Origin of the sequence: Sorangium sp. So ce176 (assembly GCF_051519835.1) — a bacterium.
In the GTDB taxonomy this organism is placed as follows: domain Bacteria; phylum Myxococcota_A; class Polyangia; order Polyangiales; family Polyangiaceae; genus Sorangium; species Sorangium cellulosum_G.
The window spans coordinates 7,309,740-7,336,284 of the sequence record NZ_CP150371.1 but is presented as its reverse complement, the minus strand read 5'-3'; the positions used below and the strand labels follow the sequence as shown (position 1 = coordinate 7,336,284).

The 26,545-nt window shown below is 72.5% G+C and carries 18 protein-coding genes; 10 read left to right on the top strand and 8 right to left on the bottom strand.

All coding sequences use genetic code 11. The features are described 5' to 3' along the window. Positions 1-175: 175 nt before the first annotated feature. From WMF42_RS27400 to WMF42_RS27390, 3 genes are all read right to left on the bottom strand, one after another. Entirely contained in the window at positions 176-607 is a 432-nt protein-coding gene (locus tag WMF42_RS27400; protein WP_437685763.1) for a hypothetical protein, read from the bottom strand. A gap of 370 nt (positions 608-977) precedes the next feature. After that, positions 978-2,453, bottom strand: coding sequence for a VWA domain-containing protein (locus tag WMF42_RS27395; protein WP_061610961.1), 1,476 nt, complete (start codon positions 2,451-2,453; stop codon positions 978-980). A 329-nt stretch (positions 2,454-2,782) separates the two neighbouring features. Further along, positions 2,783-3,295: a hotdog fold domain-containing protein gene (locus tag WMF42_RS27390; protein WP_437685761.1), complete on the bottom strand. Its 513-nt coding sequence runs from the start codon at positions 3,293-3,295 to the stop codon at positions 2,783-2,785. Between the two features lie 396 nt (positions 3,296-3,691). On the opposite strand from WMF42_RS27390, the gene WMF42_RS27385 reads away from it, so the two are divergent. After that, on the top strand, positions 3,692-5,110 hold the full coding sequence (locus WMF42_RS27385; protein ID WP_437685760.1) for an RNA polymerase sigma factor: 1,419 nt from the start codon (positions 3,692-3,694) through the stop codon (positions 5,108-5,110). A 30-nt stretch (positions 5,111-5,140) separates the two neighbouring features. On the opposite strand, the gene WMF42_RS27380 is transcribed toward WMF42_RS27385, so the two are convergent. From WMF42_RS27380 to WMF42_RS27370, 3 genes are read right to left on the bottom strand one after another with little or no spacing between them, the layout of a single operon-like run. Then, complete coding sequence (locus tag WMF42_RS27380) at positions 5,141-7,390, bottom strand: hypothetical protein (RefSeq protein WP_437685758.1); 2,250 nt, start codon at positions 7,388-7,390, stop codon at positions 5,141-5,143. Further along, a complete protein-coding gene (locus WMF42_RS27375; RefSeq protein ID WP_437685756.1) occupies positions 7,387-8,841 on the bottom strand; it encodes a hypothetical protein in 1,455 nt (484 codons plus the stop codon). Before WMF42_RS27375 ends, WMF42_RS27380 begins: the two co-directional genes overlap by 4 nt. After that, positions 8,838-9,152 (bottom strand): hypothetical protein, encoded by a 315-nt coding sequence (locus WMF42_RS27370; RefSeq protein ID WP_061610810.1) that lies wholly within the window; start codon positions 9,150-9,152, stop codon positions 8,838-8,840. Before WMF42_RS27370 ends, WMF42_RS27375 begins: the two co-directional genes overlap by 4 nt. Before the next feature lie 1,451 nt (positions 9,153-10,603). On the opposite strand from WMF42_RS27370, the gene WMF42_RS27365 reads away from it, so the two are divergent. Both WMF42_RS27365 and WMF42_RS27360 read left to right on the top strand, forming a co-directional pair. Further along, entirely contained in the window at positions 10,604-11,014 is a 411-nt protein-coding gene (locus WMF42_RS27365) for a hypothetical protein (protein WP_437685754.1), read from the top strand. Beyond that, positions 11,011-11,733 carry a hypothetical protein gene (locus WMF42_RS27360; protein WP_437685752.1) on the top strand — a complete coding sequence of 241 codons (723 nt, stop codon included), beginning with the start codon at positions 11,011-11,013 and terminating at the stop codon, positions 11,731-11,733. The genes WMF42_RS27365 and WMF42_RS27360 overlap by 4 nt, the downstream gene beginning before the upstream one ends. A gap of 694 nt (positions 11,734-12,427) precedes the next feature. Here WMF42_RS27360 and WMF42_RS27355 read toward each other — a convergent pair. After that, positions 12,428-13,195 carry a glucose 1-dehydrogenase gene (locus WMF42_RS27355; RefSeq protein WP_063815911.1) on the bottom strand — a complete coding sequence of 256 codons (768 nt, stop codon included), beginning with the start codon at positions 13,193-13,195 and terminating at the stop codon, positions 12,428-12,430. Between the two features lie 230 nt (positions 13,196-13,425). On the opposite strand from WMF42_RS27355, the gene WMF42_RS27350 reads away from it, so the two are divergent. The 3 genes from WMF42_RS27350 (at position 13,426) to WMF42_RS27340 (ending at position 20,276) form a co-directional block, all read left to right on the top strand. Continuing rightward, positions 13,426-14,493 carry a 5-methyltetrahydropteroyltriglutamate--homocysteine methyltransferase gene (locus tag WMF42_RS27350; protein ID WP_437685750.1) on the top strand — a complete coding sequence of 356 codons (1,068 nt, stop codon included), beginning with the start codon at positions 13,426-13,428 and terminating at the stop codon, positions 14,491-14,493. Beyond that, the gene (locus WMF42_RS27345; RefSeq protein ID WP_437685748.1) at positions 14,486-16,765 is read left to right on the top strand and encodes an ATP-binding protein; all 2,280 of its coding nucleotides are present in this window, start codon (positions 14,486-14,488) and stop codon (positions 16,763-16,765) included. The genes WMF42_RS27350 and WMF42_RS27345 overlap by 8 nt, the downstream gene beginning before the upstream one ends. 136 nt (positions 16,766-16,901) lie before the next feature. Beyond that, the gene (locus WMF42_RS27340; RefSeq protein WP_437685746.1) at positions 16,902-20,276 is read left to right on the top strand and encodes a protein kinase domain-containing protein; all 3,375 of its coding nucleotides are present in this window, start codon (positions 16,902-16,904) and stop codon (positions 20,274-20,276) included. A gap of 234 nt (positions 20,277-20,510) precedes the next feature. On the opposite strand, the gene WMF42_RS27335 is transcribed toward WMF42_RS27340, so the two are convergent. Beyond that, a complete protein-coding gene (locus WMF42_RS27335) occupies positions 20,511-21,638 on the bottom strand; it encodes a sensor histidine kinase (protein ID WP_437685744.1) in 1,128 nt (375 codons plus the stop codon). A 264-nt stretch (positions 21,639-21,902) separates the two neighbouring features. On the opposite strand from WMF42_RS27335, the gene WMF42_RS27330 reads away from it, so the two are divergent. The 4 genes from WMF42_RS27330 (at position 21,903) to WMF42_RS27315 (ending at position 26,354) form a co-directional block, all read left to right on the top strand. Further along, positions 21,903-23,384, top strand: coding sequence for a serine/threonine-protein kinase (locus WMF42_RS27330; protein WP_437685742.1), 1,482 nt, complete (start codon positions 21,903-21,905; stop codon positions 23,382-23,384). 64 nt (positions 23,385-23,448) lie between these two features. Then, entirely contained in the window at positions 23,449-24,372 is a 924-nt protein-coding gene (locus WMF42_RS27325; protein WP_437685740.1) for a hypothetical protein, read from the top strand. Continuing rightward, positions 24,372-25,154, top strand: coding sequence for a hypothetical protein (locus WMF42_RS27320; protein WP_437685738.1), 783 nt, complete (start codon positions 24,372-24,374; stop codon positions 25,152-25,154). The genes WMF42_RS27325 and WMF42_RS27320 overlap by 1 nt, the downstream gene beginning before the upstream one ends. A 207-nt stretch (positions 25,155-25,361) precedes the next feature. Then, on the top strand, positions 25,362-26,354 hold the full coding sequence (locus WMF42_RS27315; RefSeq protein WP_437685736.1) for an aldo/keto reductase: 993 nt from the start codon (positions 25,362-25,364) through the stop codon (positions 26,352-26,354). The last annotated feature ends 191 nt before the right edge of the window (positions 26,355-26,545 follow it).

The window sequence follows — 26,545 nt, the reverse complement described above, 5'->3', positions numbered from 1 at the left end:
CCATGCCGTCCGAGGGGCTGCGATCGGTCGTCGCTCCCCCCCGAAACCCCGCAAGAAGTGACGGAGCGCGACGGTTCGACACCGCACCGGAATCCTGGCGGGATTTCTCACGCGCGGAACCAGTTGCTGGTGATGATAGTCGCGCCCGTCGAGCCCGACGTCGCCTGTCCGCAGGTCAGCCGGCGCTGCGTAGGGCGGTCTGCGCCAGGGCCCGTCGACGGAGATCGAGGCTGAAATGCTGGAGCACCCAGCGCTCCGCGTCGTTGACGGACGAGAAGACCCTGACGGGATGCGGAGGTGGCTTCAGCCAGTTGAGCGCGGTGAGGATGCCGTTCACCAGGCTGGATTCGCCCACGATGCCGGAGGCGAGCAGGTGCGCGCGCACCTGCCGTTCGTGATCGACGTACATCTGCGCAACGGCCCTCCGCTGCACGGCGTTCGGCATCCTGCTGCCGCGCGTGTCGTTGATCAGCCCGAATGGCCCGCTGGCGATGAGCTCGATCATGTCGCTCATCAGCGCGTCCCAATCCTCCTGGGTGTAGCGCGCGCCGGCTCGCATGACGACAAGCGGATAGCGCGAACGATCCAGCTCAACCCCGTGATTCAAGGTCGCCTCCGTATCGAGGGACGCCGCTCCGACGCGGGATACGGATGGACAGAGGGAGCTCCTGGATCATGCGGGGTCGTGAACGTCCCGCCCGGCGCAGAAGGGCGATACTATTGAGTAAGAACAAAGCGGTTCGAGGATGTCAAGGCTCGCCTCGCGGGCCACGCGGAGCAGCGCGACGAGCCTCGATCGCCGTCGCGTCGCAGCGCGATGCGTCGCCCACGAGCCCGGAGCAGGCGCGGCGGCGAGCGTGAGGGCGGTGAGCGCGGGAGAGGCGCGGGAGAGGCGGGGAGGGCGCGAAAGGGGGCGAGGGCGCCGGCGCGGCGCGCCGACCGACCTCGCCTCTCGCGGGAGCGCGTGGGGGAGGGGCTCAGTTGACCGGCGGGACCTCGGTCTTGCAGCCGACGCGCAGCTCGACCTGACCGCCATCGCGGAACTGGGTGCATGTCGCGGGGCACATCACGATCTTCGTCGGCGTGCCGCCGGTCGCGGGGTCGACGTCGTAGTACCAGCCGCCGGCGGCCGCGTCGCAGCTCGCCTCGTCGGCCACGTAGAAGATCGTCGACGGGTCGTTGCCGTCCGGCCGCGCGTGCTGGACGTTGAGCGTCCCGTAGTCGAGCGTCTGCCCGGCGGACGGCGCCGGGACCTGGTACTCGCACGCGAGGCTCTTGCCGCGGATCTCGGTGAGCGCGTCGAGGAACGCCTGCGTCACGTCGGTGTTCGTGTCGATGAAGAAGGCCGACGTCGTCCCGCCGCCCTCGGCGATCCGGTCCATCGTCGTCTGCGCGCCGTCGTCGTTGCCGTCGAAGACGCCGATCACGAAGGTGGAGATGCTCGGCGTGCCGCTCAGCGCCTCGCTCGCGATCTCCGCGATGCCGCCGGCGCTCAGGGGATCGCACTCGGTGGGCATCCCGTCGGTGGCGAGCACGGTGACAACCCGGTGCGTCGGGTTCGCCTCGGCGTGGGCGCGGGCCTGCTGGAGCGCGCCGGCGAGGGCGCCGGAGGTGGGCGTCGCGCCGAGCGGATCCTTCTGCGCGATCGAGGCGACGAGCGCCGCGGCGCTGGCGTCGTCGAGCGGCGTGATCGGGACGGCGGGCGCCGCGTAGACGTCGGGGTTGCACGAGTCCGGGTGCGCGCACTCGCTCTCGGTGAGCTGCTCGCACGTCCCCCCGCGGTTTCGGCAGCTCCCGCCCGCGGGCGCGCACAGGTCGCCGCTGACGGAGCACTTGCCGAGGGGGATACAGGTGTCGCGGGACCCGCAATCGTCGTTCGTGTCGCAGACCTTGAGGGGCGTCGCGTTGCGGCAGATCCGCAGCTGGCACGGCCCGTTGGCGCCGCACTGCGAGCTCTCCGTGCAGGTCTCGGGCACGCCGGGGTCGCGCAGCGGGAAGTACTGGAGCCCGACGCCGAGCCCCGCCGACTGCGGGTCGATGAAGAACGCCTCGAGCGCCTCGGTCACGGCGTCCCACTTGGTGACGCGGGTCGAGAGCCGCTCGTCCATCGACCCCGATGCGTCGAGCATGATGTAGAGATCGAGCGGCACGAGCTCCGCCGTGCTCGTCTCACCCGCGCACGACATGTCGCCCCCCGCGCCCTCGCCCGAGCCGCTGCTCGGCCCCGCCTGGGTTCCTCCGGGCTCACCACCCGGGCCGTAGCCCGCGCTGGAGCTCACCCCCGCGCCCGCGCCCGTCCCCGTGCCGGTGCCAGCGCCCCCGCCCGACCCCGAGCCGGACGCGTCTCCGCCGGTCCCCCCGCCGAAGACCGAGCCATTGGACCCACCGCACGCCGCGAGGATCACGCTGATCCCTGTCGCCGCGAGCGCCACCCTCGTTGACCGGTTCTCCATGAAAGTATCGAAACACCCCGGAAGACCTTTGTCGAGTGTGCGCTGAATCGAGCCCCACCCAGAAGATGGTCAGATGTGGTGTCGGGTGAGACGCTCTATCAGGGGTGCGGGGGACATCCGGATTCAGGGGTGTCTTGGAGAGCAGGCAGCATGCGGGCGCACGGGCGCTCCGCGCCGCCGAGCGCCCCGGACCGCGGGCCGATCCGAGGCGTCGCGGGCCCTGGAGGACATGGGGTATCGGGGCGTCGTGTGCCTTGACGCACAGGGCGCCTCGGGGGCGCAGGGGGCTTTGCGGCGCGGGCGGCTCCGGAGCGCAGGGGCTCCGGAGATTAGGATTGCTTCTTGGGCCCGACGAGGCTGCGGAGGACGGCGCGGGCGACCTCGGCGCCCGTGGCGTCTCGCATGCTCACGGGGATCTGGTACTCCCGGCGCTCGCTGGTGTCCGGGACAGGGCACTCGCAGACGGCGCGGATCGTGCCGCGAGACTTCTTCAGGTACTCGATCGAGAGGCCCGCGACGATGAACCGGGCGTCGTCGGGCAGCGAGTAAGCCAGCGCGGTGTTGGCGGTGAGCTCGGCGAGGTTGACCAGGGCGACGGCGTGCACCGAGCGGAGGTGGTTGCGCAGCCCGGGACGGTCGCGCATCGTCACCTCCGCGCGGCCGCGCTCGAGGACCTCGATCCGAGCGCCGATCGTCCCCGTGTAGGGCGCCATCCTGCCGAGGAGCGTGCTGAACAGACGCTTGCCCCCGGGCATGTGGCGCAGCCTGTCCCAGAGGTCGCGGAGGACGTTGCGGCGCGAGGTCGCCGTGAGCGAAGCGAGGGAGAGATCGGAGAGGTTCATGCGCTGGATCCGCGTTGCGGAGGCGGCAGCGTGCCTCAAGTCGCCCGCGCGCGCACCTGGAATGCAGCGGCCGTCCGCCTCGCCCGCTCCGGCTCACGGCCAGGGCGACGATCTCGTCCGCTCCGCCGGTCGGCTCTTGCGTTTCTTGCGTTCCAGGAGCCCTCCCTGGGCCGCGAAAAAGGGCCTGAAAGAGCAATTCGCACCGCGAATTGTCCATCTGTCGGACATTGAATCGTTGGATGTGTCGTCCGGGGCGCCAGCGCCGCGTCTTCGCGCAGTTTCCGCTGTGTTTGGGGCCCACGGGGGGCGGCGGGCGGCCGCCCGGGGCCAGCGCGGGCCGCGAGGCGCCTGCCGCGCGCGATAAACCCCCGTCTGGCCCCGGAATTTGGCATATGTATGACACGACCTCGCCGCCCGGGCCAAGGTGGTCCACCCGAGAAGGAGCGAGCTTTCGAGCTGCTCTTTCGTGAGAAGACGTTCGCGCTCGTATGGCGCTGGTTGACGCGCCTGGGAGTCCCGCTGCGCGACCGTGGAGATCTCGCGCAGGACGTCTTGCTCTCTGCGTACCTGAGCTTCGACAACTACAAACCTGAGATCTCCCGGCCCGAGAGGTGGCTGAACCGTATCGCGGTCCACACGGCCGCGCACTACCGCGAGCGGGCCCAGCACCGCTACGAAGAGCTCGTGTCGGAGGAGGAGTTCCCGGTCCTCGTCGACCAGTCCAAGACCCCGGACGAGCTGATGATCTCGGACCAGGAGCGGCTCATGGTGCTCGAGCTCCTGCACCACCTCGACGTCGACGCGCACTCGATCCTGGTCGCGCACGACCTCGACGGCGTCCCGATGGCCGACATCGCGCAGCAGCGCGGCATCCCGCTGTCCACGGCGTACAAGTGGCGCGCGCGCGCGCTCGCGCTGTTCCACGACATCGTCGCGAAGCGCCGGCGCGAGGACCGCAAGAAGGAGGGCCCGCGCTTCGTCGTGCCCGTGGATCTGGCCGCGCTCGTCGCGTCGGCGCGGGTCGCGCCGCGCGTGCCCGACGACGTGCGGCTCTCGATCCTCCGCGGCGTGCAGGAGGCGGCGCGGGCGCTCGAGGACGGCGCCGCCGGCAAGGCGGCCAGCGGCGCCGGCAAGGCGGCCAGCGGCGCCGGCAAGGCGCTGAGCGACGCCTCGGCGTGGCTCAAGGGGCTCTGGAAGCTCGTGTCGACCGCGGGCGTGGGGCCGGTCATCGCCGCGCCCGTCGCCGTGACGGCTGTCGCGGGGGCGCTCTGGCTCGCGCGCCGCGCCCCGGACCAGCCGCCCGCGCCGGAGGTGATGCACGTCGGGCCCGCCATCACGGCGGCGGTGCCGCCGCCGCCCGTGGCGCCGGAGCCGCCGGCGGTGGAGCCGGAGCCGGCGGTCGTCGAGCCGGAGCCGCCCCCTGTCGCCGCGGAGCCTGTCGAGCCGCCGCCGAGGAGCACCGCGGCGGCGCGACGCCCGCGCCCCCCGGAGCCGGTCGAGCCCGCGCCGGAGCCCGTGGCGCCGGCGCGGGAGGTCACCACGCCCGGAGGCGACAGGGACATCGCCCTGTTCGAGGCGTGCAGCGAGGCGGTGCAGCGGCGCGAGCCGCTCCGGGCGATCGCGGCGCTGGAGCGGTACGAGCGCGAGATGCCGAAGAGCGCCTTCGGGTCGGAGCGGACGGTGCTCTGGATCCGGGCGCTGCGGCTCGCGGGGCGCCTCGGCGAGGCGCGCGCCCTGCTCGAGCAGGCCCGGCTCGATCCGGCGATCAGCCAGCGGCTCCTCGACGAGCTCGAGGACAGCCTGATCGTGCCGTGAGCGGCGCGGGGCTCGCGGGGCGCGCTGGGCTCAATCGCCCGCATACGTGCCGAAGCTCGCGCTGCGGCTCGAGGAGATCTGCGGCGCGGCCTGGCCCACCTGCACGACGGCGGACAGGAACGCGGCCGGCTTGAGCCCCTCGTCGGGGCCCGCCTCGTTGGTGATGTACTCCAGCCCGAGGCCCGCCAGGAAGCCGAACGACGTTGTGTTGCCGCCGGATCCGAGGATCGGGACCGTCGGCGCGACGCCCAGGTAGCCGAGCAGGCCGACGCGCCCCTCGCCGAGCGTCTGCACGAAGCCCCCGAGCTGCGCCGCGACAGGGAAGGCCCGGCGCTCCACCGGGTCGTAGCGGTCGATCGCGAGCGCCACGCCGACGGCGCTGAGCACGCTGCGCGTGACGAGGGGCTTCTCCACCCACGGCGCGCGCGTGATCTGCAGCGTCGCGAGCATCGCCGGGACGGTCAGGTAGGCGCGGAAGCAGCTCCCGGCGCCCTCGAGCGTCTCGAAATTGTCCTCCCCGCAGAGCGGGACCGAGTGGATCGCCACCGAGCCCACGAGGCGCCGGGCGCGCTCCGGATCGCCGGGCTCGTTCGAGCGCAGCGAGCTCGCGACGCGGCCCGCGTCGGACAGGAGCACCACCTTGCCCTGGGGGCTCAGCGGGTCGCTGTAGACGGCCAGCCGGAGCCGCGCGTCGCCGTCGAAGTCCTCCGCGAGCGGCGGGAGCGGGAACTCCGCGCTGCTGGGCGTGACGATCCACGTGCCGTCCTGCAGGAGCTCGATCGGCGCGCCGCCCCGCATCTGGTCGGTGCGCGTCAGCGAGACGTGGAGCGCGAGCGGCGCGACAAGGCGGTGCTTCGTCTGGCCTGTCAGCCGGATGCGGCAGTTGCCGAGCCGGAGCGGCGCCGGCGAGATGACGACGGCGCCGTGCGCGAGCGGCTGCGGGCCGGGGCGCGAGGGATCCGCGTCGGGCGCCCGGCGCGGGGGGAGGCCGGCCAGCGCCGGCGGGGCGCCCCGCGGCGGGGCTGCGTGCGCCGGCGCTGCGGGCCGCTGGCCGGCGCCCGCGGGCAGCGCGCCGGGGCCGCCCCGGGGGGGCCCGGCCGCGGCGCGCGGCGGCGCAGGGCCGCCCGGCGGGGCCGAGGGCGACCCCGGGGGCCCGGGCGGCGGCGCGCTCGCCGGCGGCGGGAGGATCCCGAGCGCCGCGCGGGGCGCGATCGGCGTGGGGCCGCAGTCGACCTTCAGGTCGTCGGCGAGCGGATCGGGGAAGAGGAGCCGCGCGGGGTTCGACTCGACAAGGTTCTCGAGCGGCGGGATCGTGACCCTGTAGGTCGCGTTGACCACGTTGCCCGCCGCGGGCGCGTGGAGGTTGAAGGCGGTGAGGCGCAGCCAGCCGCCGCCAGGGAAGACGCGCAGCACCTTGCCATCGGGGCGCCCGCAGCCGCCCGAGGCGACCTCGAGGACCGGCACGGTGAACGTGCGCTGGAACGGCTGCACCCGGGCGTTGCCGCAGCTATCGACGATGGCGAGGTAGTGGAAGTCGGCCATCTCGGACTGCTTCGGCCACTGCATGCCCAGCGTGAGCTCGCCCGCGTCGGGCGGCGGCGGCTCCGGCCGGCCGTCGCGGCAGACGTCCACGCGCTCGGGCGATGGCGCGGCCGGCGCGCCCGGGGGAGGCGGCGCGCCCGGCGTACCCGCGGGCGACCGCGCGACGTCCGCCACGGGGCGGTACGCGCAGACGTGCCGGTACGACCGGCGGCCGAGGAGCACCGGATCGAAGTCGAGCAGGCGCTGGCCGTCCTCGGTGATGCGCCCCCAGACCGTGAGCGGGAGGGGCAGCGTCGGGGTCTGGAGCTTGATCGAGCGGAGGATCTGGTCCCCGATCGCGCTCTGCCCGGGATCGCCTGTCTGCGCCGCGCAGCCGCCGCCGCTGCACAGCCAGCGGCCGCCCCGGCGCGCCGCCTCGATCGGGACCGGATCGGTGTCGCGCACGCTCATCCAGACGCGGCGCGCGTCCGGGAAGATCTCCGGCCCGCCGCCCGCCGCCGCCGCCGCGGCCGTGCCCGCCGGGGCGCGCACGACCTGCAGGCTGCCGCCGAAGTCGGCGGGGACGGCCATCGGCGCCGCGCCGGCCGCGCTCCGCGCGGCGGCCTGCGCCGCCGCGGGCGCGTCGCCCTCCGCCCCCCCGGCGTCGGGCTCGTCCTGCGCCGGCGCGGCCGCGGGCGTCACGAGCGCGGCCGCGAGCGCGGCGGCCGCCAGGAGCATCGCGGATCTGCGCGCGCTCACGGCGAGCCCTCCTCGCGGGGCTCCGGCCCTGGCTCGGGTTCCGGCTCCGGTTCCGGCTCGGGTTCCTCTTCTTCCACTTCCGGCTCCGGCTTCGCCTCGACCACGGTGATGGGCTCCGAGGTGCACTCCGGGCTCGCGAGCAGGCGGGGCGTCACCCGGAGCTCCGTCGTCCCCGGCGCGACGGCGATGCCCTGGATGATCGTCGCCTCGCTCTCCTCGCCGCGCAGGGTCACGGACGCCTCGCCGAGCGCGATCACCTGATCGTCGCCGACGGCGAGGTCGACGGGGACGGCGATGCGCACGCGCTCGGCATTGTAGGCGCTCACCTCGAACAGATCGCCCGGCGTCCCCGCGGTCACGACGCTCCGGAGGGCGCGCACGCGGAGCAGGCGCGGCTCGGGGTCGACGGTGAACGACGGGCTCGGCTCGATCACCTTCTGCCCCGAGCTCACGGCGAGCCTCACCTCGCCGCCGAGATCGCTGAAGCACACGGTGAACGGCGGGCTCTCCCCTGTCGGGCCGAGCAGCGCGCGCAGGCGCGTGGCCCGCTCGCGGCAGTCGGGGGTGAGCGAGAGGGCGGCCTCGCTGTGCAGCGACTCGATGATCACGGGGGCGTGCTCCACCACGCCCGGCGCGTTCTGGGGGGGCGACGCGCGGACGCGCGCCTCGCGCGCCCGGATCGCGCCCGGCCGCCAGGTGGCGCCGAGGTCGTCCGGGAGCGGGCCGAGCGTGCACGTGAGGGGCAGGTACGTCGCGAGCACCCGGTCGCTCTCGCCGAGGCCGCCCGCGATGAGCGCGAAGTTCGTGGCGTCCTCGGGCAAGCCGGCGGGGAGCACGGTGATCGGCAGCTCCTCGGTGCGGTCGGCCCAGGCCACGACGAGCCGCGCCTCGCCGGACCAGTCGCCCTCGGAGGCGGCGGCGAGCCGGGCGTAGCCCTGCGTGCCGGCCGTGCAGCGGAACGCGCCGTCCTTCACCCCGCACGAGGCCCCGTCGCCCTGCGTGTCGTCCGCCGGGTGGAGCGAGAGCGCCTCGCTCGGGACCACGCGGACCTCGACGTAGGCGCCGTAGGCCGGCTCGTTCGCCTCGGTGAGCTTGAGCGAGACCTCGGTGCGCCACGGGCTCTGGCGGGGGAGCACCGGCTTGCCCGCCGCGTCGAGCGTGTCGGCCGCGAACAGCGGCCCCGCGACGTCGGCGCGGAGGTCGACCTGCCCGCTCCCGGCGAGCGGGTAGCCGCGCTCGATGCAGGCGCCGGCCAGGAGGAGCGCGCCGCCGGCAGCCGCCGCGAGGAGCGGGGCGGGGGGGCGATGCGGCGCGCGGAGCGCGCGAGAGGCGTGGAGCGCGCGAGAGGCGTGGAGCGCGCGAGAGGCGTGGAGCGCGCGAGAGGCGTGGAGCTCGCCCGAGGCGCGGGGCCAGCGCGCGGCGGGGGGCATGGCCCGTCGAGGCGCGCTCACCTCTGGTAGATCTCGGTGTACTCGGTGCCGAGCGGGTGGCGGTGCCACGCGTAGGCGGTCTGCGGGAATCCGCTCTCGTCCGTGTAGTCGCACGGGCCGAGCTCCCACTCGGTGTGCCAGGCGCTCGCGCCGGTCGTGGGGTCGACGGACATGGAGTGGGCGGTCACGTCGATCTCCGGCTCGACGCCGTCGTGCACGAGGCGCGCGGCCTCGTCGACGTAGCGCTCGAGGACCGCGACGGGGACGCGCGCCACGCGCCTGCCGGGCATCGGGATGAGGAACACGTCGCTCTCGTCAACGGTGCTGGTCATGGACTCTTTCCTGGCGGGCAGCGGGGGACGGCCGCTGGGCGGCGGAGCGCCGCGCCGGCTCCACGGCCGCGCGCCGCGCCGGGGTGCGGGCTCTGGCTGATGCTCGGCGCTGTCCCTCCACGCTGCCTCGAGCATACCCGCATCGCGCGGCGCGCGGGAGCGCATCGCGCGGCGCGCGGCGCGCGGGAGCGCTGGGCGGCGCAGGTCGAGCGGCCCGCGTCGATCGGGTCGGCGAGCTCGCGAGGTCCCGTCGGAGAGCCCCCGCCAGACAGCCCGAAGCCGTCCCCGCGCCCTCGTTCGGGGCGGGCGGGACGCCGTCAACCCATCCGGGCGAGGTGGCGCGTCCACGCCGAGACGCTGGCGCCCGTCTCTCGGGGGACGCGCCTCCACGAAAAAGATGGGTGGCACCCATCTCCCGGTGGACGTGCCTCCACGAAAAGATGGGTGGCACCCATCTCCCGGTGGACGTGCCTCCACGAAAAGATGGGTGGCACCCATCTCCCGGTGGACGTGCCTCCACGAAAAGATGGGTGGCACCCATCTCCCGGTGGACGTGCCTCCACGAAAAGATGGGTGGTGCCCATCTCCGCGGTGGACGTGCCTCCAAGACTTCCCTGGTGCCGCGGAGCGATCGGCATGAAGGTCAATGTTTTCAATTGGTTCGGATCGATGCTCGACCGCGCTGGCTTCCGGTGTGGCCCAACGCGGGCCCAACGAATAGGCGTTTGCGGGACTGCGCCGGAACCTCGCCGCCGCTGCTGCTCAGGCGCAGTCCCGCAAACGCCTATTCGTTGGGTTCGCGAGCAACCGTGACCGGCGCCGCCGGAAGGAGCCCGAAAAGGTGACTCTGCACGAGATGCCTTTGTGGAGGCGTGCGAAAAAACGATGCCGTCGCGCGGAGCTAAGTGTTCTGGGAGGCGCCGCAGAGGGGCCAAAAATGGGGGAAACGAAGGGGGCGGCGGCGCCACAGCACACTCAGGCGCACGGCCGACGTCGTCCAGCTCAGAGCGCGACCGCCGGCGCGCTGTCGACCGCGGCGGCGGCCCGCCCAGGGCGTCGCGGCGGGTCGTGCTCGCTCGTGGCGCTGGCACACGGGCTACGTCGTGCAGCCAGGGGACACGGCCGTCCGGGCGCTCCCACGGCTATGTGGACAGGCCGCCGGCGCCAGCAGCTTGACGAACACTGGCGCCGCCGACATCTGCGCAGTGGGCCATGCTCTGGACGGTACCACTCATGTTCATTGTGACGCTCTCCTCTAGGTTGCGTTAGATGCCCAATCCTGTCATCAGAAGAATTGGTTGCGTCGCCACGTTTTTCCGGCTGTGCCAAAGGGGGGAAGTAACCGATGAGAAGAAGAGGATAGAGAAGAGCGCCCGAGAGACAGCTCGGAGAGTACGACAAGTAGCACATGTTCAGGTTCCGGTGATACCACCGGAGACGGCCAGACTTATGTGTTCTGTAGCGATGCCTGTAGTTCGAAGTGCCCGCCGGCCGGGGTCAACGGCTTCTCGCCAACTATCTTCAAATTCGTCACGACGATCCCCGACGATGGAACAGGTGAATCGGGCGGCTGGCAACAGGCCTCCGTTCGCCTGAAGGTCAAGCGGTGGGTCGAGGTGTATCCGGAGTTCTGGGAGTGTCCGCAGATGACGTTTGGGATGCCAGTGCGGAACGCGGCCCAGGGGCATATCCCAGCGGATGAGGCCGCGCGCATCAGCGCCGACGTGGCGAGCAAAGCTTCGCGTAAAGTGATGAGGGCAAACCTCGCTATCCCGCAAGGGATCTACTGCGTCAGGTTGAAGGATGAGATGGACGTCGGCCTCCGCAAGCGTGTAGCTGGATCCAGAGTCACACAGCCATGAAGCACGCGGTCGAGGAATTGTTCAGCGTCGTATACCGCTACTACCCTCGGCGGGTTCCGTACGAGGATCCTGGTCGCGTGCAAACAGAAGAGGATCGACGGCTGGTGGACGCCCGTCGTCGAGCCGGCGCCGATTGCGAGCGGTGGCTCGGCATGTTGCGGCGCCTACGTGAACAGTTTCCCGAGAACAAGATCGACAATCTGTCAGCCCATCTCGCGGCGGGAAGTCACGACGCATGTTACTCCGGCTCGCTCTATCTTCCGAAGGTCGCCGGCGAACACCGGCATACAATTGAATTAAGAGTGAGCTTTTTGGTTCCTTATTACATCGTCTACAGTTCGCGCCTCGTTGAGGATCGCGAGGAGATCGAGAGGGAGAAGACGCTCCGCGCGACGCCACCTCGCGCCGTCACGATCTTCGTGCATGATACGGCCTACGTCCTACCCGCCTGGGTTGGCAAGCTGATCAGGCGGATCAAGCCCGAGCTCGTTGAGCCGCCTTCCGTGGAGGACGAACCCACGCGGCAGGTCATCTGCTTCGATCCATCGCCCGATGAGCAGCCGTACGCTGCGGGGATCGCCGAAGAGATCGAAGCGACATGGGGATACGAGCGCATGCCGCCGGAGATCGGCGCCGTGGTCGTGCCGGACGTGGCGACCAATCTACGACGTCTGGGAGCGGCCAGGTTATACGATTGCCTGTTTTCAGACGCACGATAAGCCGTTGATGCTCCGGCGCGCCATCAGGGTCGTTCACCCCCGGCTGCTGCCGCCCCCGCCGCCGTGGCCGACGCCGCCCTTCTTCCCGTCCTCACCACGGACACCGATCCATCCATCGTCGCTGAGGAAGCCGGGACCGAAGGCGCCACCCGCGCGACCGCCGTCTGCGCCGTCTGCGCCATCGTTCCCGTCCTTGCATCTCGTGGCGTCCGCGCCGACCCCTCCGCGGCCATCGCGCTCCGAAACCTCCACGGGCGCCGGCTTTCCCGGGGCGCCATCGCCGCCGACGTCGAGTCCGCCGTAGCCGCCCGTCGACTCGATAAGGAGTGTGAGGCAACGAGCTATCCCGCGATATCGACCACGAAGACCACCACCCATGAGCTGCCCTCCGCGCCTCCGCCTCACCACGAGCCCCAAAGGATCAGTCCCGCTTGCTCGGTGGTCGCCACTGGCGCAGCGCGGAGGCCCCCCGCGGCCGGCTCGGTCACCGTTCTTTCAGCAGAAAGGCGGCGTCACGAGGTGGCCTTGAAGGCAGTCATGCCCTTGTGGCACCGAACCGGCGATCCGAGCGCGGCAGGCGGCCCCGCCGCCGCGGGCCCACGCTCGCGGGCGACGCCCGCGCAAGGGGACCTCGTCCAGCTCCGGATGTGCAGCCGCGAGGACGACGCTCACGACCCTCCGCGCCCCCTCCGGCCTACTTCGAGAGCTGCCCGCCGTCGACGGCCAGCGAGTGCCCGTTCACGAACGACGCGTCGTCGGAGCAGAGCCAGACGATCACCCGCGCGACCTCGTCGACCCGGGCCGGGCGGCCCGCCGGGATGTCGGCGATGTACGGATCGATCAGCCCCGGGTAGTTCTTCATCGTGCTGTCGATGAGCGGCGTGCCCGCGACCACCGTGGGCGCGACAGCGTTCACGCGGATCCCTTGCTTCGCGTAGCTGAGGGCCGCCGACTTCGTGAGCCCCTCGATCGCGTGCTTCGTCGCCACGTAGATCGATCCCGTCGGCGCGGCGACGTGGCCCATGATCGACGACAGGTTGACCACGCTCCCGCCGCCGCCCTGCCGCACCATCTGCCGGAGCTCGTGCTTCATGCACAGGAACGTGCCCTTGCAGTTCACGGCCATCATCCGGTCGAACACCGCGTCGTCCGCCTCGGTGATGGGCACCACGTCCTCGTTGATGCCCGCCGAGTTGACCGCGCAGTCGAGCCGGCCCCATCGCTCCACGACCGTCGCGACGAGCGCCTCCACCTCGGCGGGGACCGTGACGTCGACGCGCGCGAAGACGGCCGCGCCGCCGCGGGCCTCGATCTCGCCCACCACCTCGCGGCACTCCGGCTCGCGACGGGCGGCGACGACCACCCTCGCGCCCGCCGCCGCGAGCGCGAGCGCCGCGCCTCGCCCGATCCCCGAGCTGCCGCCCACCACCAGCGCGACCTTGCCATCCAACGCCATGGACATGTTCTCTCCTCCCATCGACACGACAGCATAGACCGGCGGCGGCCGAGCGCGGTGAGCGGGCGCCCTGTGGTAATCTGCCGGGCAGAGAGGCCCGCCGCACACGCGGGTAACGAGGGCTCTACGCCCGTGCTATCAGCCATGAGCTCACACGACGGACCGACGAGCGCAGCTCAGCCCCGCGCGGCCGTGGCTTCCCCGGACGAGCGTATGGCACGAGAAGGGCCACCTTGATGAGCATTCCGACCGAGCCCATCGGCAGCATCCCCAGACCCGCAGCCCTGATCGAGGCCGTGTCCACCCGGGATCACATGGATCCCGTCCTCGGCGCGCTCTACGACGAGGCGGTCAGGGACACTGTCGACCGCTTCGAGGCCACGGGCTCGCCGGTGATCACCGACGGCGAGCAGCGCAAGGTTCATAATTTCTGGACGTACAGTGTTCACGGGCTGCCGAACATGGCGCCGGATGGGTTCAAGATCCCCTTCACGGCGGGCCACGTGCGCAGGATGCCCCGGCTCCTCCAGGGGCCCTTCAGGTACCGGGTGCGCGCGAGCCAGCACCTGGAGGTCGCCCGGCGGTACGCGCGCGCGCCCATCAAGCAGGCGGTCATCTCGCCCTCGGCGCTGAGCCTGCTCTACCCCGCCGAGGGGATCCCGGGCTACTCGCGCGACAGGTTCATCGACGACCTGCTCACCGAGCACGAGACCGAGGTCCGCGGCTGCCTCGAGATGGGCGCCCACAAGGTCCAGATCGACTTCACCGAGGGGCGGCTGGCGATCAAGATCGATCCGACAGGCGCCCTCCTGACCAGCTTCATCGATCTCAACAACCTCGCCCTGTCGCGCTTCTCCGCCGCAGAGCGAGCGCGCCTCGGCGTCCACACCTGCCCCGGCGGGGATCGCGACTCCACGCACAGCGCCGACGTCGACTACGCCGAGCTCCTGCCCAGCCTGTTTCACCTGAAGGTCGGGAGCTTCTACGTCGCGCTCGCGGGCGAGCGGGATCCGGTCCGGGTCCTGAAGATCATCCGCGAGCACCTCAGGCCGGATTGCCGGGTGTTCGTCGGGGTCGTCTCTCCGATCGATCCGCGCGTCGAGGCGCCCGAGGAGGTGCGGGACCGCGTCCTGCAGGCCGCCGCGTACATCCCGATCGATCAGCTCGGCACCACCGACGACTGCGGCTTCTCGCCCTTCTGCGACGACACGTCCACGAGCCGGGACACGGCCTTCGCGAAGATCCGAGCGCGCGTCCTCGGCACACGCCTCGCGGCCAGGATGCTCGGAGTCGACGATGGCTGACCCGGAAGAAGAAGAGCTGCTCCTGCGCTCCGTCGCCTTGCAGAACGCGCAGAGCATCCTCGTCGCGCGCCAGCGCGCCGAGCAGGAGCTCCTTCGCACCAAGGAGGCGCTCGAGGCGAGGACCGCGGAGCTCGCCCGGTCCCTGGCGATGATGCGCGCCACCCTGGAGTCCACGACGGACGGGATCCTCGTCGTCGATCGGGACGGCCACGTGACCGACTTCAACGAGAAGCTCTTGCTGCTCTGGCAGCTGCCGCGGGAGGCGCTCGCGCCGATGCAGCACCAGGTCGTCCTCGATCGGATCGCGCAGCGCTTCGAGGACCCCGGGCGCTTCCTCGAGCGCGTGCAGGAGATCCAGCGGACCGCGCCCCGCGAGAGCTACGACCTGCTGGAGCTCGCGGACGGGCGGGCGTTCGAGCGGTTCTCGAAGGTCCAGACCGTCGACGACCGCGACGTCGGCCGCGTCTGGACGTTGCGCGACATCACCGAGCGACGGCGCGCCGAGGTGGCGCTGCAGGACGAGACGCGGGTCCTCGAGCTGCTGAACCGGACCGGGAGCGCCATCGCCTCGACGCTGGACGTGCAGACGCTGCTGCAGTCGATCACCGACGCGGCCACGCAGCTCAGCGGCGCGGAGTTCGGCGCGTTCTTCTACAACATGCAAGGCGAGGCCGGCGACGCCTTCCAGCTCTGTATCCTGTCGGGGGCGCCGCGGGAGGCCTTCGAGCCCCTCGGGCACCCGCGCGCCACCGATCTGTTCGGCCCGACGTTCCGCGGCGAAGCGCCGATCCGCAGCGACGACGTCCTGCTCGACCCCCGCTACGGGAGGATGGCGCCGCACAACGGCATGCCCGCCGGGCACCTGCCGGTGCGGAGCTACCTCGCGGTCCCGGTCACGTCCCGCGCCGGCGAGGCGATCGGCGGGCTGTTCTTCGGTCACAGCCAGCGCGCCGTCTTCACCGAGCGGACCGAGCGCCTGATCCTGGGGGTCGCGGCGCAGGCCTCCGTGGCGATCGACAACGCGCGGCTCTACGAGCACGTGAAGCGCGCCGCCGACGAGCGAGCGCGGCTGCTCGATGGCGAGCGAGCGTCCCGCGCCGAGCTGGAGCGCGTCAGCCTCATGAAGGACGAGTTCCTCGCGACCCTGTCCCACGAGCTGAGGACCCCGCTCAACTCCATCCTCGGCTGGTCCGAGCTCTTGCTCGAGGGGGGCCAGGACGCGGAGCTGCGGCAAGGCCTCGAGACGATCGCCCGCAACGCCAGGGCGCAGGCGAAGCTCATCGACGACCTGCTCGACATGAACCGGATCATCTCCGGCAAGGTCCGGCTCGACGTACAGCGCACCGACCTCACCGCGGTCGTGGACGCGGCGGTGGACTCGGTGCGCCCGTCCGTGGAGGCCAAGGAGATCCGCCTCCGCAAGATCATCGACCCGCTCGCGGGGCCGGTCGCCGGCGATCCGAACCGGCTGCAGCAGGTGGTGTGGAACCTCCTGTCGAACGCGGTGAAGTTCACGCCGAGGGGCGGCACGATCGACGTGCTGCTCGAGCGGGTGAGCTCTCATATCGAGATCACGGTCAACGACTCCGGGGTAGGCATCTCCCCCGAGTTCCTGCCGCAGATGTTCCAGCGCTTCCGGCAGGCCGACTCCTCGACGACGCGCAGGTTCGGCGGCCTCGGCCTCGGGCTCTCGATCGTGAAGCAGCTCGTCGAGCTCCACGGCGGCACCATCCACGCCGAGAGCCCGGGGGCGGGGCAGGGCTCCACGTTCGTCGTGTGCCTGCCGCTGCAGGTCGTCCGCGAGGCGCCCGATCGCGAGCACCCGACCAGCGCGAAGGCCGCCCCGGCGCCGCGGGGCGAGATCGCCCTCGCGGGGATCAAGGTCCTCGTTGTCGAGGACGAGGCGGACGCGCGAGAGCTGATGAGGCACGTGCTCGCCCGGAGCAAGGCAGAGGTCATCACGGCGTCGTCGGCGATGGAGGGCTTCGAGCTCCTGAGGACCGAGCGCCCCGACGTGGTGGTCAGCGACATCGGGATGCCGCAGAAGGACGGCTATCAGTTCATGCGGGAGGTCCGCAGCCTGCCGCCGTCCGAGGGCGGGCGGGTCCCGGCGATCGCCCTCACGGCGTTCGCGCGCTCCGAGGATCGGACCAAGGCGATGCTCGCGGGCTACCAGGTGCACCTCGCCAAGCCGATCGAGCCGCGAGAGCTGGCGGCCACCATCCGCAGCCTCGCGGGGCGCACCGGGGACGTCCTCGAACGCAGGGAGTGACGCGATCGAACGGACGCGCTCCCGCCTCCCGCGGACACCTCGCCCTGGACGGCGCTGCCGAGGCCGGCGCGCGGGCGCCCTGTGGTAAGCTGCGCCGCCGCGGCCTTCACGAGGTGGTCCCTACCGCGATCGTCCCATGCTGCACCAAGAGCGCCCGATCGTCCTCGGCGGCCGTTACCGTCTCCTGAGCGAGATCGGCCGCGGCGGGGCGGGCGTGGTCTACAGGGCCGACGACCTCGAGGGCGGCGTCCAGGTCGCCGTGAAGGTCCTGCTCCGGGTGCACCGGGGGGGCCCGACGCAGGCCCGCTTCGAGCGCGAGATCCGGGCGATGAGGCTCCTCGAGGCGCCCGGGTTCGTGCGCATGCTCGACGCCGGCGTCGCGCCCGAGCTCGACGACGCGCCGTTCCTGGTGATGGAGCTGCTCCGGGGCCACGACCTCGAGCACCTCGTCGCCACCGAGGGCAAGCGCCCGCCCGGCGAGGTGCTGCGCTGGCTCGGCGAGGTCGCCGAGGCGCTCGAGGTCGCCCACGCGCGGAGCCTCTTCCACCGCGATCTCAAGCCCGCGAACCTCTTCCTCGCGACCGGCGACGACGGGCGGGAGCGCGTGAAGATCCTCGACCTCGGGCTGGTCAAGGAGCTCGACCCCGGCGCGCTCGGCGCCTCGGGCGGCATCACCGCCACCGGCACGGCCGTCGGCACGCCCATCTACATGGCGCCCGAGCAGGCGCGCGGGCGCGCGGGCCAGATCGGCCCCGCGGCGGACGTGTGGGCGATCGGGCTCATCGCCGTACGCCTGCTGACCGGCGACATCTACTGGACCGCGAACAGCATGGCCGAGCTGATGGCGGCGCTCCTTGTCATGCGGCTCTACCCGCCGTCGACGCGCTGGCGGTGGCTCCCGCCCGCGTTCGACGCGTGGTTCCTGCGGTCGTGCGACCGCGATCCGGCCCTGCGCTTCCCCTCGGTCCGCCAGCAGAGCGTCGCGCTGCGCGCCGCGCTCGAGGGGTACTGCGCGCCCGCCGAGCTGGCCGACGCCGAGGGGCCCGGGTCGACAGCGGGCGGCGCGCCGGCGGACATGCTCAGCACCGAGACCATGGAGGTCGCCGGCACGGTCGAGGCCCCCTCGCAGCGCCTCGCGCAGGCCGCTTCCCGGGCCGCCGCGGGCGCCGCCGGCCGCGATCCCGCCGGCGGCTCGTCGGGGCCCGCCGCGCCGCCGCCGCCCGGCCTGAGCGCGTCGCCGCCGCTCGCCGCGGACGCGTCGCCGGAGCCCGAGCGGCCGCGGCACAACCTCCCGGTCCAGCGCACGGCGTTCGTGGGCCGCGCCCGCGAGCGCGCCGAGATCGCGTCGCTCGTGCTCGATCCGAGCGCCGGCCTGCTCACGCTCACCGGCGTCGGCGGCACCGGCAAGACCCGGCTCGCGCTTCAGGTCGCCGAGGACCTCGTCCCCGTGTTCACCGGCGGCGTCTGCTTCGTCCCGCTCGCGTCGCTGCGCGACCCGGCGCTCGTGCCCTCCGCGATCGTGCAGGCGCTCTGCCTCGGCGAGGGCGGCGCGCGACCGGACCTGGAGCGCGTGGTCCAGTTCCTTCGCGACCGTCGTTTTCTGCTGTTGCTGGACAACCTCGAGCACCTGACGGCCGCGGCGCCGGTCGTCGCGCACCTTGCCGCGAGCTGCCCGCGCCTCTCGCTGCTCGTGACGAGCCGCGCGGCCCTGAACCTCTCGGGCGAGCGGCGCTTCGTGGTGCCGCCGATGGAGCTGCCGGAGCCGCGCGAGGTCACGGTCGACGTCGCGCTGGCGAGCTCGGCGGTGAGCCTGTTCTGCCGCCGCGCGTCGGTGATCAAGCCCGGCTTCCAGCTCGGCCCGGGCAACGTCGCCGAGGTCGTGGAGATCTGCGCGCGCCTCGACGGCCTGCCGCTCGCCATCGAGCTCGCCGCGTCGCGCCTGCGCGTCCTCACGCCCGCGGCGCTGCTCGCGCGCCTGCGCGACCGCGGGGCCGCCGGGCGCGGCGGCGGCGCGACAGCGGGCTCGTTCCGCCTGCTCACGGGCGGCGCGCGCGACCTGCCCGAGCGCCAGCAGACGATGCGCGCCGCCATCGACTGGAGCTACGGCCTGCTCGAGCCCGAGGAGCAGCTCGTGTTCCGCACGCTCGCCGTGTTCCCGGGCGGCTTCTCGCTGGCCACCGGGGACCGGATGTGCGCCTTCCGCGATCCGGCGCTCGACACGCTCGGGATCCTCGAATCGCTCGTCGACAAGAGCCTCTTGCTCCCTGTCGCGGGCGAGGAGCCCCGGTTCCAGATGCTCGCGATCCTCCGCGAGTACGGCCTCGAGCGGCTCGAGCAGGAGGGCGCCGCCGCCGCGTGCGACCGCCGCTTCGTGGAGCTCTCGCTGGAGCTCGCCGAGCACGCGGCCGAGGCGCTCCGCGGGCCCGAGCAGGCCGCGTGGCTCGCGGTGCTCGATCTGGAGCACGACAACCTCCGCCTCGCCCTCGAGCTCGCGCTCCGGGGCGAGGGCGAGGCAGGCGACGCGGCCGCCGCGGTCCGCCTCGCCGCCGCGCTGGCGTGGTTCTGGTACATCCACGGCCACTACCAGGAGGGACGCGCCTGGCTCGGCCGGGCGCTCGCGGGGGCGGCCGGCGTCGCGCCCGAGCACGTGGCCGCGGCGCTCCGGGGGGCCGGCAAGCTCGCGCTGCTCCAGTGCGACTACCGCGAGGCGCGCGCGCTGCTCGAGCGGGGCGCGGCGCTCTACCGCGGGCTCGGCGACGAGCGCGGGCTCGCCTCGGTGATCCAGATCCTCGGCAGCGTCGCGCGCGAGCAGGGCGACTACGAGCGCGCGCTGTCGCTGCACGGCGAGAGCCTCGCGCTGGCCACGCGCCGCGGCGACACGCTCGAGGCGGCGCACGCGCTCGGCTACACGGGCTTCGCCGCGTGGCTCTCGGGCGACGTCGCCCGCGCGGAGAGCGCGTGCCGGCTCGCGCTCGCGGAGCTCCGCCGCGCGGGGGATCGCGAGGGCAGCGCGACGGCGCTGCTCAACCTCGGCTGCGCGGCGCTCTACCGGGGGGATCTGGGCGAGGCCGCCCGCCTCTGCGAGGAGAGCGAGGGCCTGTCGCAGCAGGTGAAGTTCAAGGAGGGGATCGCCTGGACGAGCAACATCCAGGGCCTCGTCGCGATCGAGCGCGGCGACCTCGCGCTGGCCGGGCGGCGCCTGCGGGCGAGCCTCCGGCTGCACCGGGAGCTCGGCGATCTCTGGCGCTCCGCGAGCGTCCTCGAGGCGCTCGCGCGCGCGGCGGTGGGGGCGGGGAGGGCGTCGCGCGGCGCCCGCCTGCTCGGCGGCGCGGCGGCGCTGCGCGAGGCCATCGGCACGCCGGTGCCGCCCATCGAGCGGCCGGCGCTCGCCGCCTGCGTCGAGGCCGCGCGCTCCGCCCTGGGCGACGCCGCGCACGAGGCGCGCCTCGCCGAGGGGCGGGCCGCCGGGCTCGACGCGACGATGGCGGCGGCGCTGTCCGACGGAGCGTGAGAGAGGGCGCTCATGCCGTGGAGCCAGGGAGTCCCCTCATGGTGCAGCCCTCTTCAGCAGGGAGGTTGAACAGGGAGGCGGAGAGGCAGGGAGTCTTTGAGGATTCCTCTTCGCGTCTCCCGGTCTCCCCATCTCCCCGCCTCCAGGTCACCTCCGACATCGACCCCCTCGAGTTCTGCAACTGGGCCTGATGGCGGCAGCGCCCTCGGATTCAGCAGGATCCGGGAGATCCGCTCAGACCGCCGTCTCGCGCCGGTCCGACGCGCCGAGCGCACCTGGAATCGTGAAATAGAACGTGCTGCCCTCGCCGACCTTGCTCTCGGCCCAGATGCTGCCGCCGTGCGCCTCGACGATGCTCTTGCAGATGTACAGGCCGAGGCCCAGGCCTCTCCGGTCCTTCTTGCCGACCTGCCAGAACCGCTCGAAGACGAGCTCCAGCATGTCGCTGGGTATGCCAGGGCCGGTGTCGCTCACCGAGACGAGGAGCTCGCTTCCAGCGCGCTCGCCGCGAACGGAGATCCTCCCGCCCGGCGCGGTGAACTTGATCGCGTTCATCACGAGATTGGAGAGCACCTGGAACATCCGCTCCTGGTCGAAGTGCGCCGGCAGGGAGCTCTCGGCGATCACCGGCTCGATGGTGATCCCCCTCTCCAACGCGGCGGGCCGGAACATCTCCACCGTATCGACGATCAGCGCGAACGCATCGCCTCCAGCCGCGGCGGTGGCGAGCTGGCCGGATTCGATGCTCGCGACGTCCACCAGGTCGTTGATGAGCCTGCTCATCCGGGCGGCGTAGCGTCGGATCCGCTTCGCTGCCACGGCGGGCTGGCTCTCCTTGTCCTCGGCGGAGGCATCCTCGGAGAGCAGCTCCGCGCTCAAGACGATCCCGCTGAGCAGGTTTCTCAGGTCGTGGCTGACCATGCCCAGGAAGTCGTCCCGGTGCGCGATGGCGTCGTCGGAGCGGGTGCGCTCGGTCAAGAGGTGCCTGTCGGTCTTCTCTCTCTCCAGCGGCAACAGCCTGGAGAGTATCCGGGCATGCTCGGCGCGCTCGCGGCGAAGGTTGTCGTCCGCGACCGCCCGCTCGCCTCGGACGATGACGTCTTCCACCGTCCGTGCTTCGGCGACGGCCCTGCCCGCCTGGGCGGCGCGATCGGACTCCTGCGATCGCTGGTCCGCCTCCTCGCGCGCGGCGCTCAGCACCGCGTCGGAGCGCTCCCGGGCCTGGACGACAGCCGCGTCGGACCGCGCTTCGATGATCGCCCGCCGCTCGGCCAGCGCTCGATCGGTCGCGTCCCGCTCGAGGCGCAGGCTCTCGTCGGTCTCTTCCCGTTCCGGCCGCGGCTTCGCGACTTCGACCGTCATGCCCGCACGCTAGCACGAACGCGCCGCGGCCCGGCCACGGCGATCGGCCCTCCCGGCGGGCGCGTCCGCGTCGAAGGGAGGGCCGCTCCCGTCCAGCCGCACGCGCACGGCGTCGAGCGAAGGGAGCTGTCGCGCCGACATGATATCGTGATGATCGCAGCGCGCGAGACGCCCCCACCGCATTGGTCGAGAGGCCGATGCGGTGCAATTGCAAAAACTTCTGACCGTGGCATATTGGTGGCTCTCCGCAACGATGCCTGGGCCATGTCCATCCCGTCCGCCACCGACGAGTCCGCGATCGAGTACGCGATTGCCCCCGGAGACATCCTCCTCGGCAAGTACCGCGTGGAGAACGTCCTCGGGCGGGGCGCCATGGGGCTCGTCGTCGCTGCGCGCCACCTCGCGCTCGACGATCGCGTCGCGATCAAGGTGCTCCTGCCGAAATACGTGCAGGACGCAGACATTCTCCAGCGCTTTCTGAGGGAGGCGCGCGCCGCGGTGCGCATTCGCAGCCAGCACGTCGTGCGTGTCGCCGACGTCGGCACGCTGGAGAACGGCGCGCCGTACATGGTGATGGATCACCTCGAGGGGAAGGACCTCGCCGCCGTGCTCGCGGAGAGCGGGCCCCTCGCTGTGCCGCTGGCCATCGAGCTCGTGCTGCAGGTGTGCGAGGCGCTCGCCGAGGCGCACGCGCAAGGCATCGTCCACCGGGACGTGAAGCCGAGCAATCTGTTCCTCACGCGGAACGCGGACGGCTCGCCGTGCGTCAAGGTGCTCGACTTCGGTATCTCGAAGATGACGCACGCAGAGGACCACGCGCTCACGCGGGCGGGGGGCGTGCTCGGCTCGCCTCTCTACATGTCGCCCGAGCAGCTCCGCTCCGCGAGCGACGTTGACGGCCGCGCCGACATCTATTCGCTGGGCGTCGTGCTCTTCCAGCTCCTCACGGGGCGAACACCGTTCGTCGCGCAGGAGCTCGCGCAGCTCGTCTACCTGGTCACGCAGGGTGAGCCGCAGAGGCCGCGCGCGCTGCGCCCCGACATCCCGGAGCCCCTGGAGCAGGTGATCCTCGCGGCGCTCGCGCGCGATCGCGATCGCCGCTTCCCGACCGTCGCGGATCTCGCGCTCGCGCTCGTGCCGTTCGCTCCGCCGCACCTGCGAGCGGCCGCCGGGCGCCTCTTCGGCGCCCTGCGCGAGACGCTCCCGGTCCCGGCCCTGCAGGGCGGCGCGCCGCTCGCTGCCTCGGCGGCGGGGGCGGCCACGTCCGCGGCGGCCTACCCCGTCGACGGGGGAGCGCTCACGATCGCGCCGCTCGGCACGACGCACCGCAAGCCAGCGGCGCGGAGGCATACCCTCCCCGTCGCGCTCGGGATCGGCCTGGTGGTCGTGAGCGGCGGCCTGTTCCTCTGGCGCCTGTCGCCCCGAGCACCGCACCCGGTCGAGCGCGAGGCCGCGCCGGCAGACGGCCCTCGGGGCGCCGCCGCGGAGCCCCGCGCCGCGCCGCCGAGCGCCGCGCCGCCGAGCGCCGCGCCGCCCGCGGCCGTCGAGCCTTCCGCGAGCGCCGTGCCGCCGCCGTCCAGCGCCGCCGCCAGCGCGTCGGCCGGGGTGCCGCCGCCGGGGGCGCGCGCCACGGCCACCGCGGCGCCGGCGCGCGCGAAGCCGACCGGCTCGGCTCCCCCCAGACGCAGCGCGCCGCCGGTGAAGCGACCGGCCAGCGCCGACCCCTTCGATCGCGATGTCTTCTGATACCCTCGCAGAGACGATGACGCCGCTGCACGAGAGGAGCCGAGTCCGGCGCGGACGCGGGGGGATGGCGCGTCTCTGCGCGATCGGCGCCGGCCTGACGGCGGCGATCGCGGGAGGGAGCGCGGCGAGGGCCGAGGACAAGGCGGGCGCCGTGGCGCTGTTCCGGGAGGCGGGGGCGCTCATCGATGCTGGCCAGCCGGCGCGCGCTTGCCCCAGGTACGAAGAGAGCCTTCGCCTCTATGACAGCAGCAACACGCGCTACTTCCTCGCCGATTGCTACGAGCGCATCGGCAAGATGGCCTCCGCGTGGGCGCACTTCCTCGAGGTCGCCGCCCGGGTGCGCGCGAGCGGCGACCGGGCAAAGGAGGCGAAGGCGCGCGAGCGCGCGGCGGCCGTCCTGCCCAAGGTCTCCCGTCTCACGGTGGTCGTCGGGGCCGCGAGCGCGCCGGGCCTCGAGGTGAAGCGCGACGGCACGCCTGTCGGCGCCGGCCAGTGGGGCGTGCCCATGCCTGTCGACGCGGGGATTCACGTCATCGAGGCGAGCGCGCCGGGCAAGCGAACGTGGACGGCGCGGGTCGAGGTCGCGCCGGGCGGCGCGACCTCGACCCTCGTCGTCGGCCCGCTGGAGGACGACCCCGCGTCGGGGGACGCGGGCGGCGCGGGCGCGCCGCGCCGGACGCTCGCGCTCGTCACGGGCGGCGCGGGGGTCGTGGCCGTGGGCGTCGGGACGGCGCTCGCCTTCGCGGCGAGGTCGACGTTCGACGAGTCGAGCGCGTTCTGCAACGGCGACCGCTGCGACAGGCGCGGCATGGACATCCGCGACAGCGCCGTGGCGCGCGCGAACGTCGCGACGGTGGTCTTCGGCGTCGGCCTCGCGGCCATCGCCGGCGGCGGCGTGCTGTGGCTCACCGCGAAGAGCCCGGCGAAGGGCGCGTCGATCGGGCTGGCCCCCGCTGTGGGCGGCGCGCTCGTGCGAGGCAGCTTCTGATGCGTCTCCAGGTGCTCGTCGTCGGACTCTGCGCGTCGGCGCTCGCGAGCGGATGTGGCCTCGTCTTCGGCATCTCGCCCGGCGAGTACGACCCCGATCCGTTCGGCCTCGGCGGCGGTGCCGGGGGCGCCGGCGGCGGTGCCGGGGGCGCCGGCGGCGCCGGCGCGCCGGACGCGGGGGACGAGCCGCCTCCCTGCACGGCGCTCCTGGACGACCTGGAGGACGGCGACGGCGCGATCCTCCTGTGTGAGGGCCGCGTCGGGAGCTGGTACACGTACAACGACGGCACCCGGAGCGGCACGCAAACGCCTCTTCCCGGCCGGCCGTTCGTACCTGTCTCGCCCGGGCACGGCTCGAGCAAGCACGCCGCCCACGTCGCGGGCAGCGGCTTCATCACCCGGGGGGCTGGGATGGGGTTCGACCTGAACCTCGCCCCGGGAGGAGCGAAGTTGAGCTACGACGCTTCCGCCTACGCGGGCCTGACCTTCTGGGCCAAGGCGGCGGCGCCGACGCACATCTACGTGAACTTCCCCGACCGCAACACCGATCGCGAGGGCGGCGTGTGCGAGGGCTCGGGCTGCGGCGATCACTTCGGTGAGGGGCTCGACCTAACGACCGAGTGGGCGCAGTACACGGTGATGTTCTCCATCCTCAGCACGGACGGCTGGGGCGTGCCGGCGCCCGCAGCGTTCGACGCCGCGCACGTCTATTCGGTGGAGTTTCATACAGCCAAGTCGACAGTGTTCGACATGTTCGTCGACGACATCGCCTTCGTCCCGTGAGCGCGGCGCCGGGGACGAGCGCGGTTGCCTGTGCACGCGCCTCCACGAGCCGGCTCATGGGCCCCTCCAGGGAGCGCGGCCCGCGGCGGCCGCCTCCGACCGTCGCTGTCCCGGTGGTCCACGCCGGAGCCGCAGCGGCGGTCCTCGTTCCCGCGCGCCTGCGGCCTCATACATGGCCTCGGACATCCGGTCCACGAGGAGGACGCCATGAAGCGACGATGGGAGAGAGCGGGGTTCGAGACGAGCGCGCTGGGCCTGGGGTGCTGGGCCATCGCGGGGAAGTGGAACGACCCGGGCGCGAGCTGGGAATGGCACGGCACCAGCGATGCGGAGTCCATCCGGGCCGTCCGCGCCGGCATCGACGCGGGCGTCACGCTGCTCGACACCGCCGACGTGTACGGGTCGGGGCGCAGCGAGGTCCTTGTCGGGAAGGCCATCCAGGGGATCCGCGATCGCGTCACGCTGGCCACCAAGTTCGGTCACGTCTTCGACGAGGAGAAGCACGCGAACCTGGGCAGGACCGACGCCAGCCCGGCGTACATCCGGCGCGCCGTGGAGGGGAGTCTGCGGCGGCTGGGGACCGATCGGATCGACCTCTACCAGCTCCACATCTGGGAGCACCCGCCGGAGAAGGCGGGCGAGGTGGTGGAGGTGCTCGAGCAGCTCGTGGAGGAGGGAAAGATCCGCACTTATGGCTGGAGCACCGACGTGAAGGCGTCGGTCGAGACCTTCTCCCGCGGCCCGCGCTGCGGCGCGGCCCAGATCCTCCTCAACGTGTTCGAGGGGAACGACCGGCTGATCGCCTACGGCGAGGGCAAGGGGCTGGCGCTGCTGTGCCGGAGCCCGCTGGCGATGGGCATGCTCTCGGGCAGGTACACGAAGGGCGAGACCTTGCCCCGCGGCGACGTGCGGACCAGCAACTTCGCGTGGATCACCTGGTTCAAGGACGGCAAGGTGAACCCCAACTACGCCCGTCGCCTGGAGGCCGCCCGCGAGATCCTGACCAGCAACGGCCGGACCCTGGTGCAGGGCGCGCTGGCGTGGATCTGGGCCAAAAGCCCGAACACAATCCCCATCCCCGGCTTCAAGAGCGCGGCCCAGGCCGTGGAGAACGCGCGGGCCATGGAGAAGGGGCCGCTCACCGCCGAGCAGGCGCGCCAGGTGGCGGAGCTGGTGGCGTACGAGGATCGGAACCTGTAGCGCCCGCGCCGCGACTCCGCCTGTCCTGAGCTGCACGCCGAATGCGCCCCTCGGCCCACTGGGGCTCGCCTTGGCGGTCGCGCAGCGCCAGGGAGAGTCCTGCCTTGAACGGGGCGATCAACCTCGAACGGGCAAAAATTTAATTTAAACTACTTTGTTCCGCATTGATGACGAGATGACGAGAAGTCATA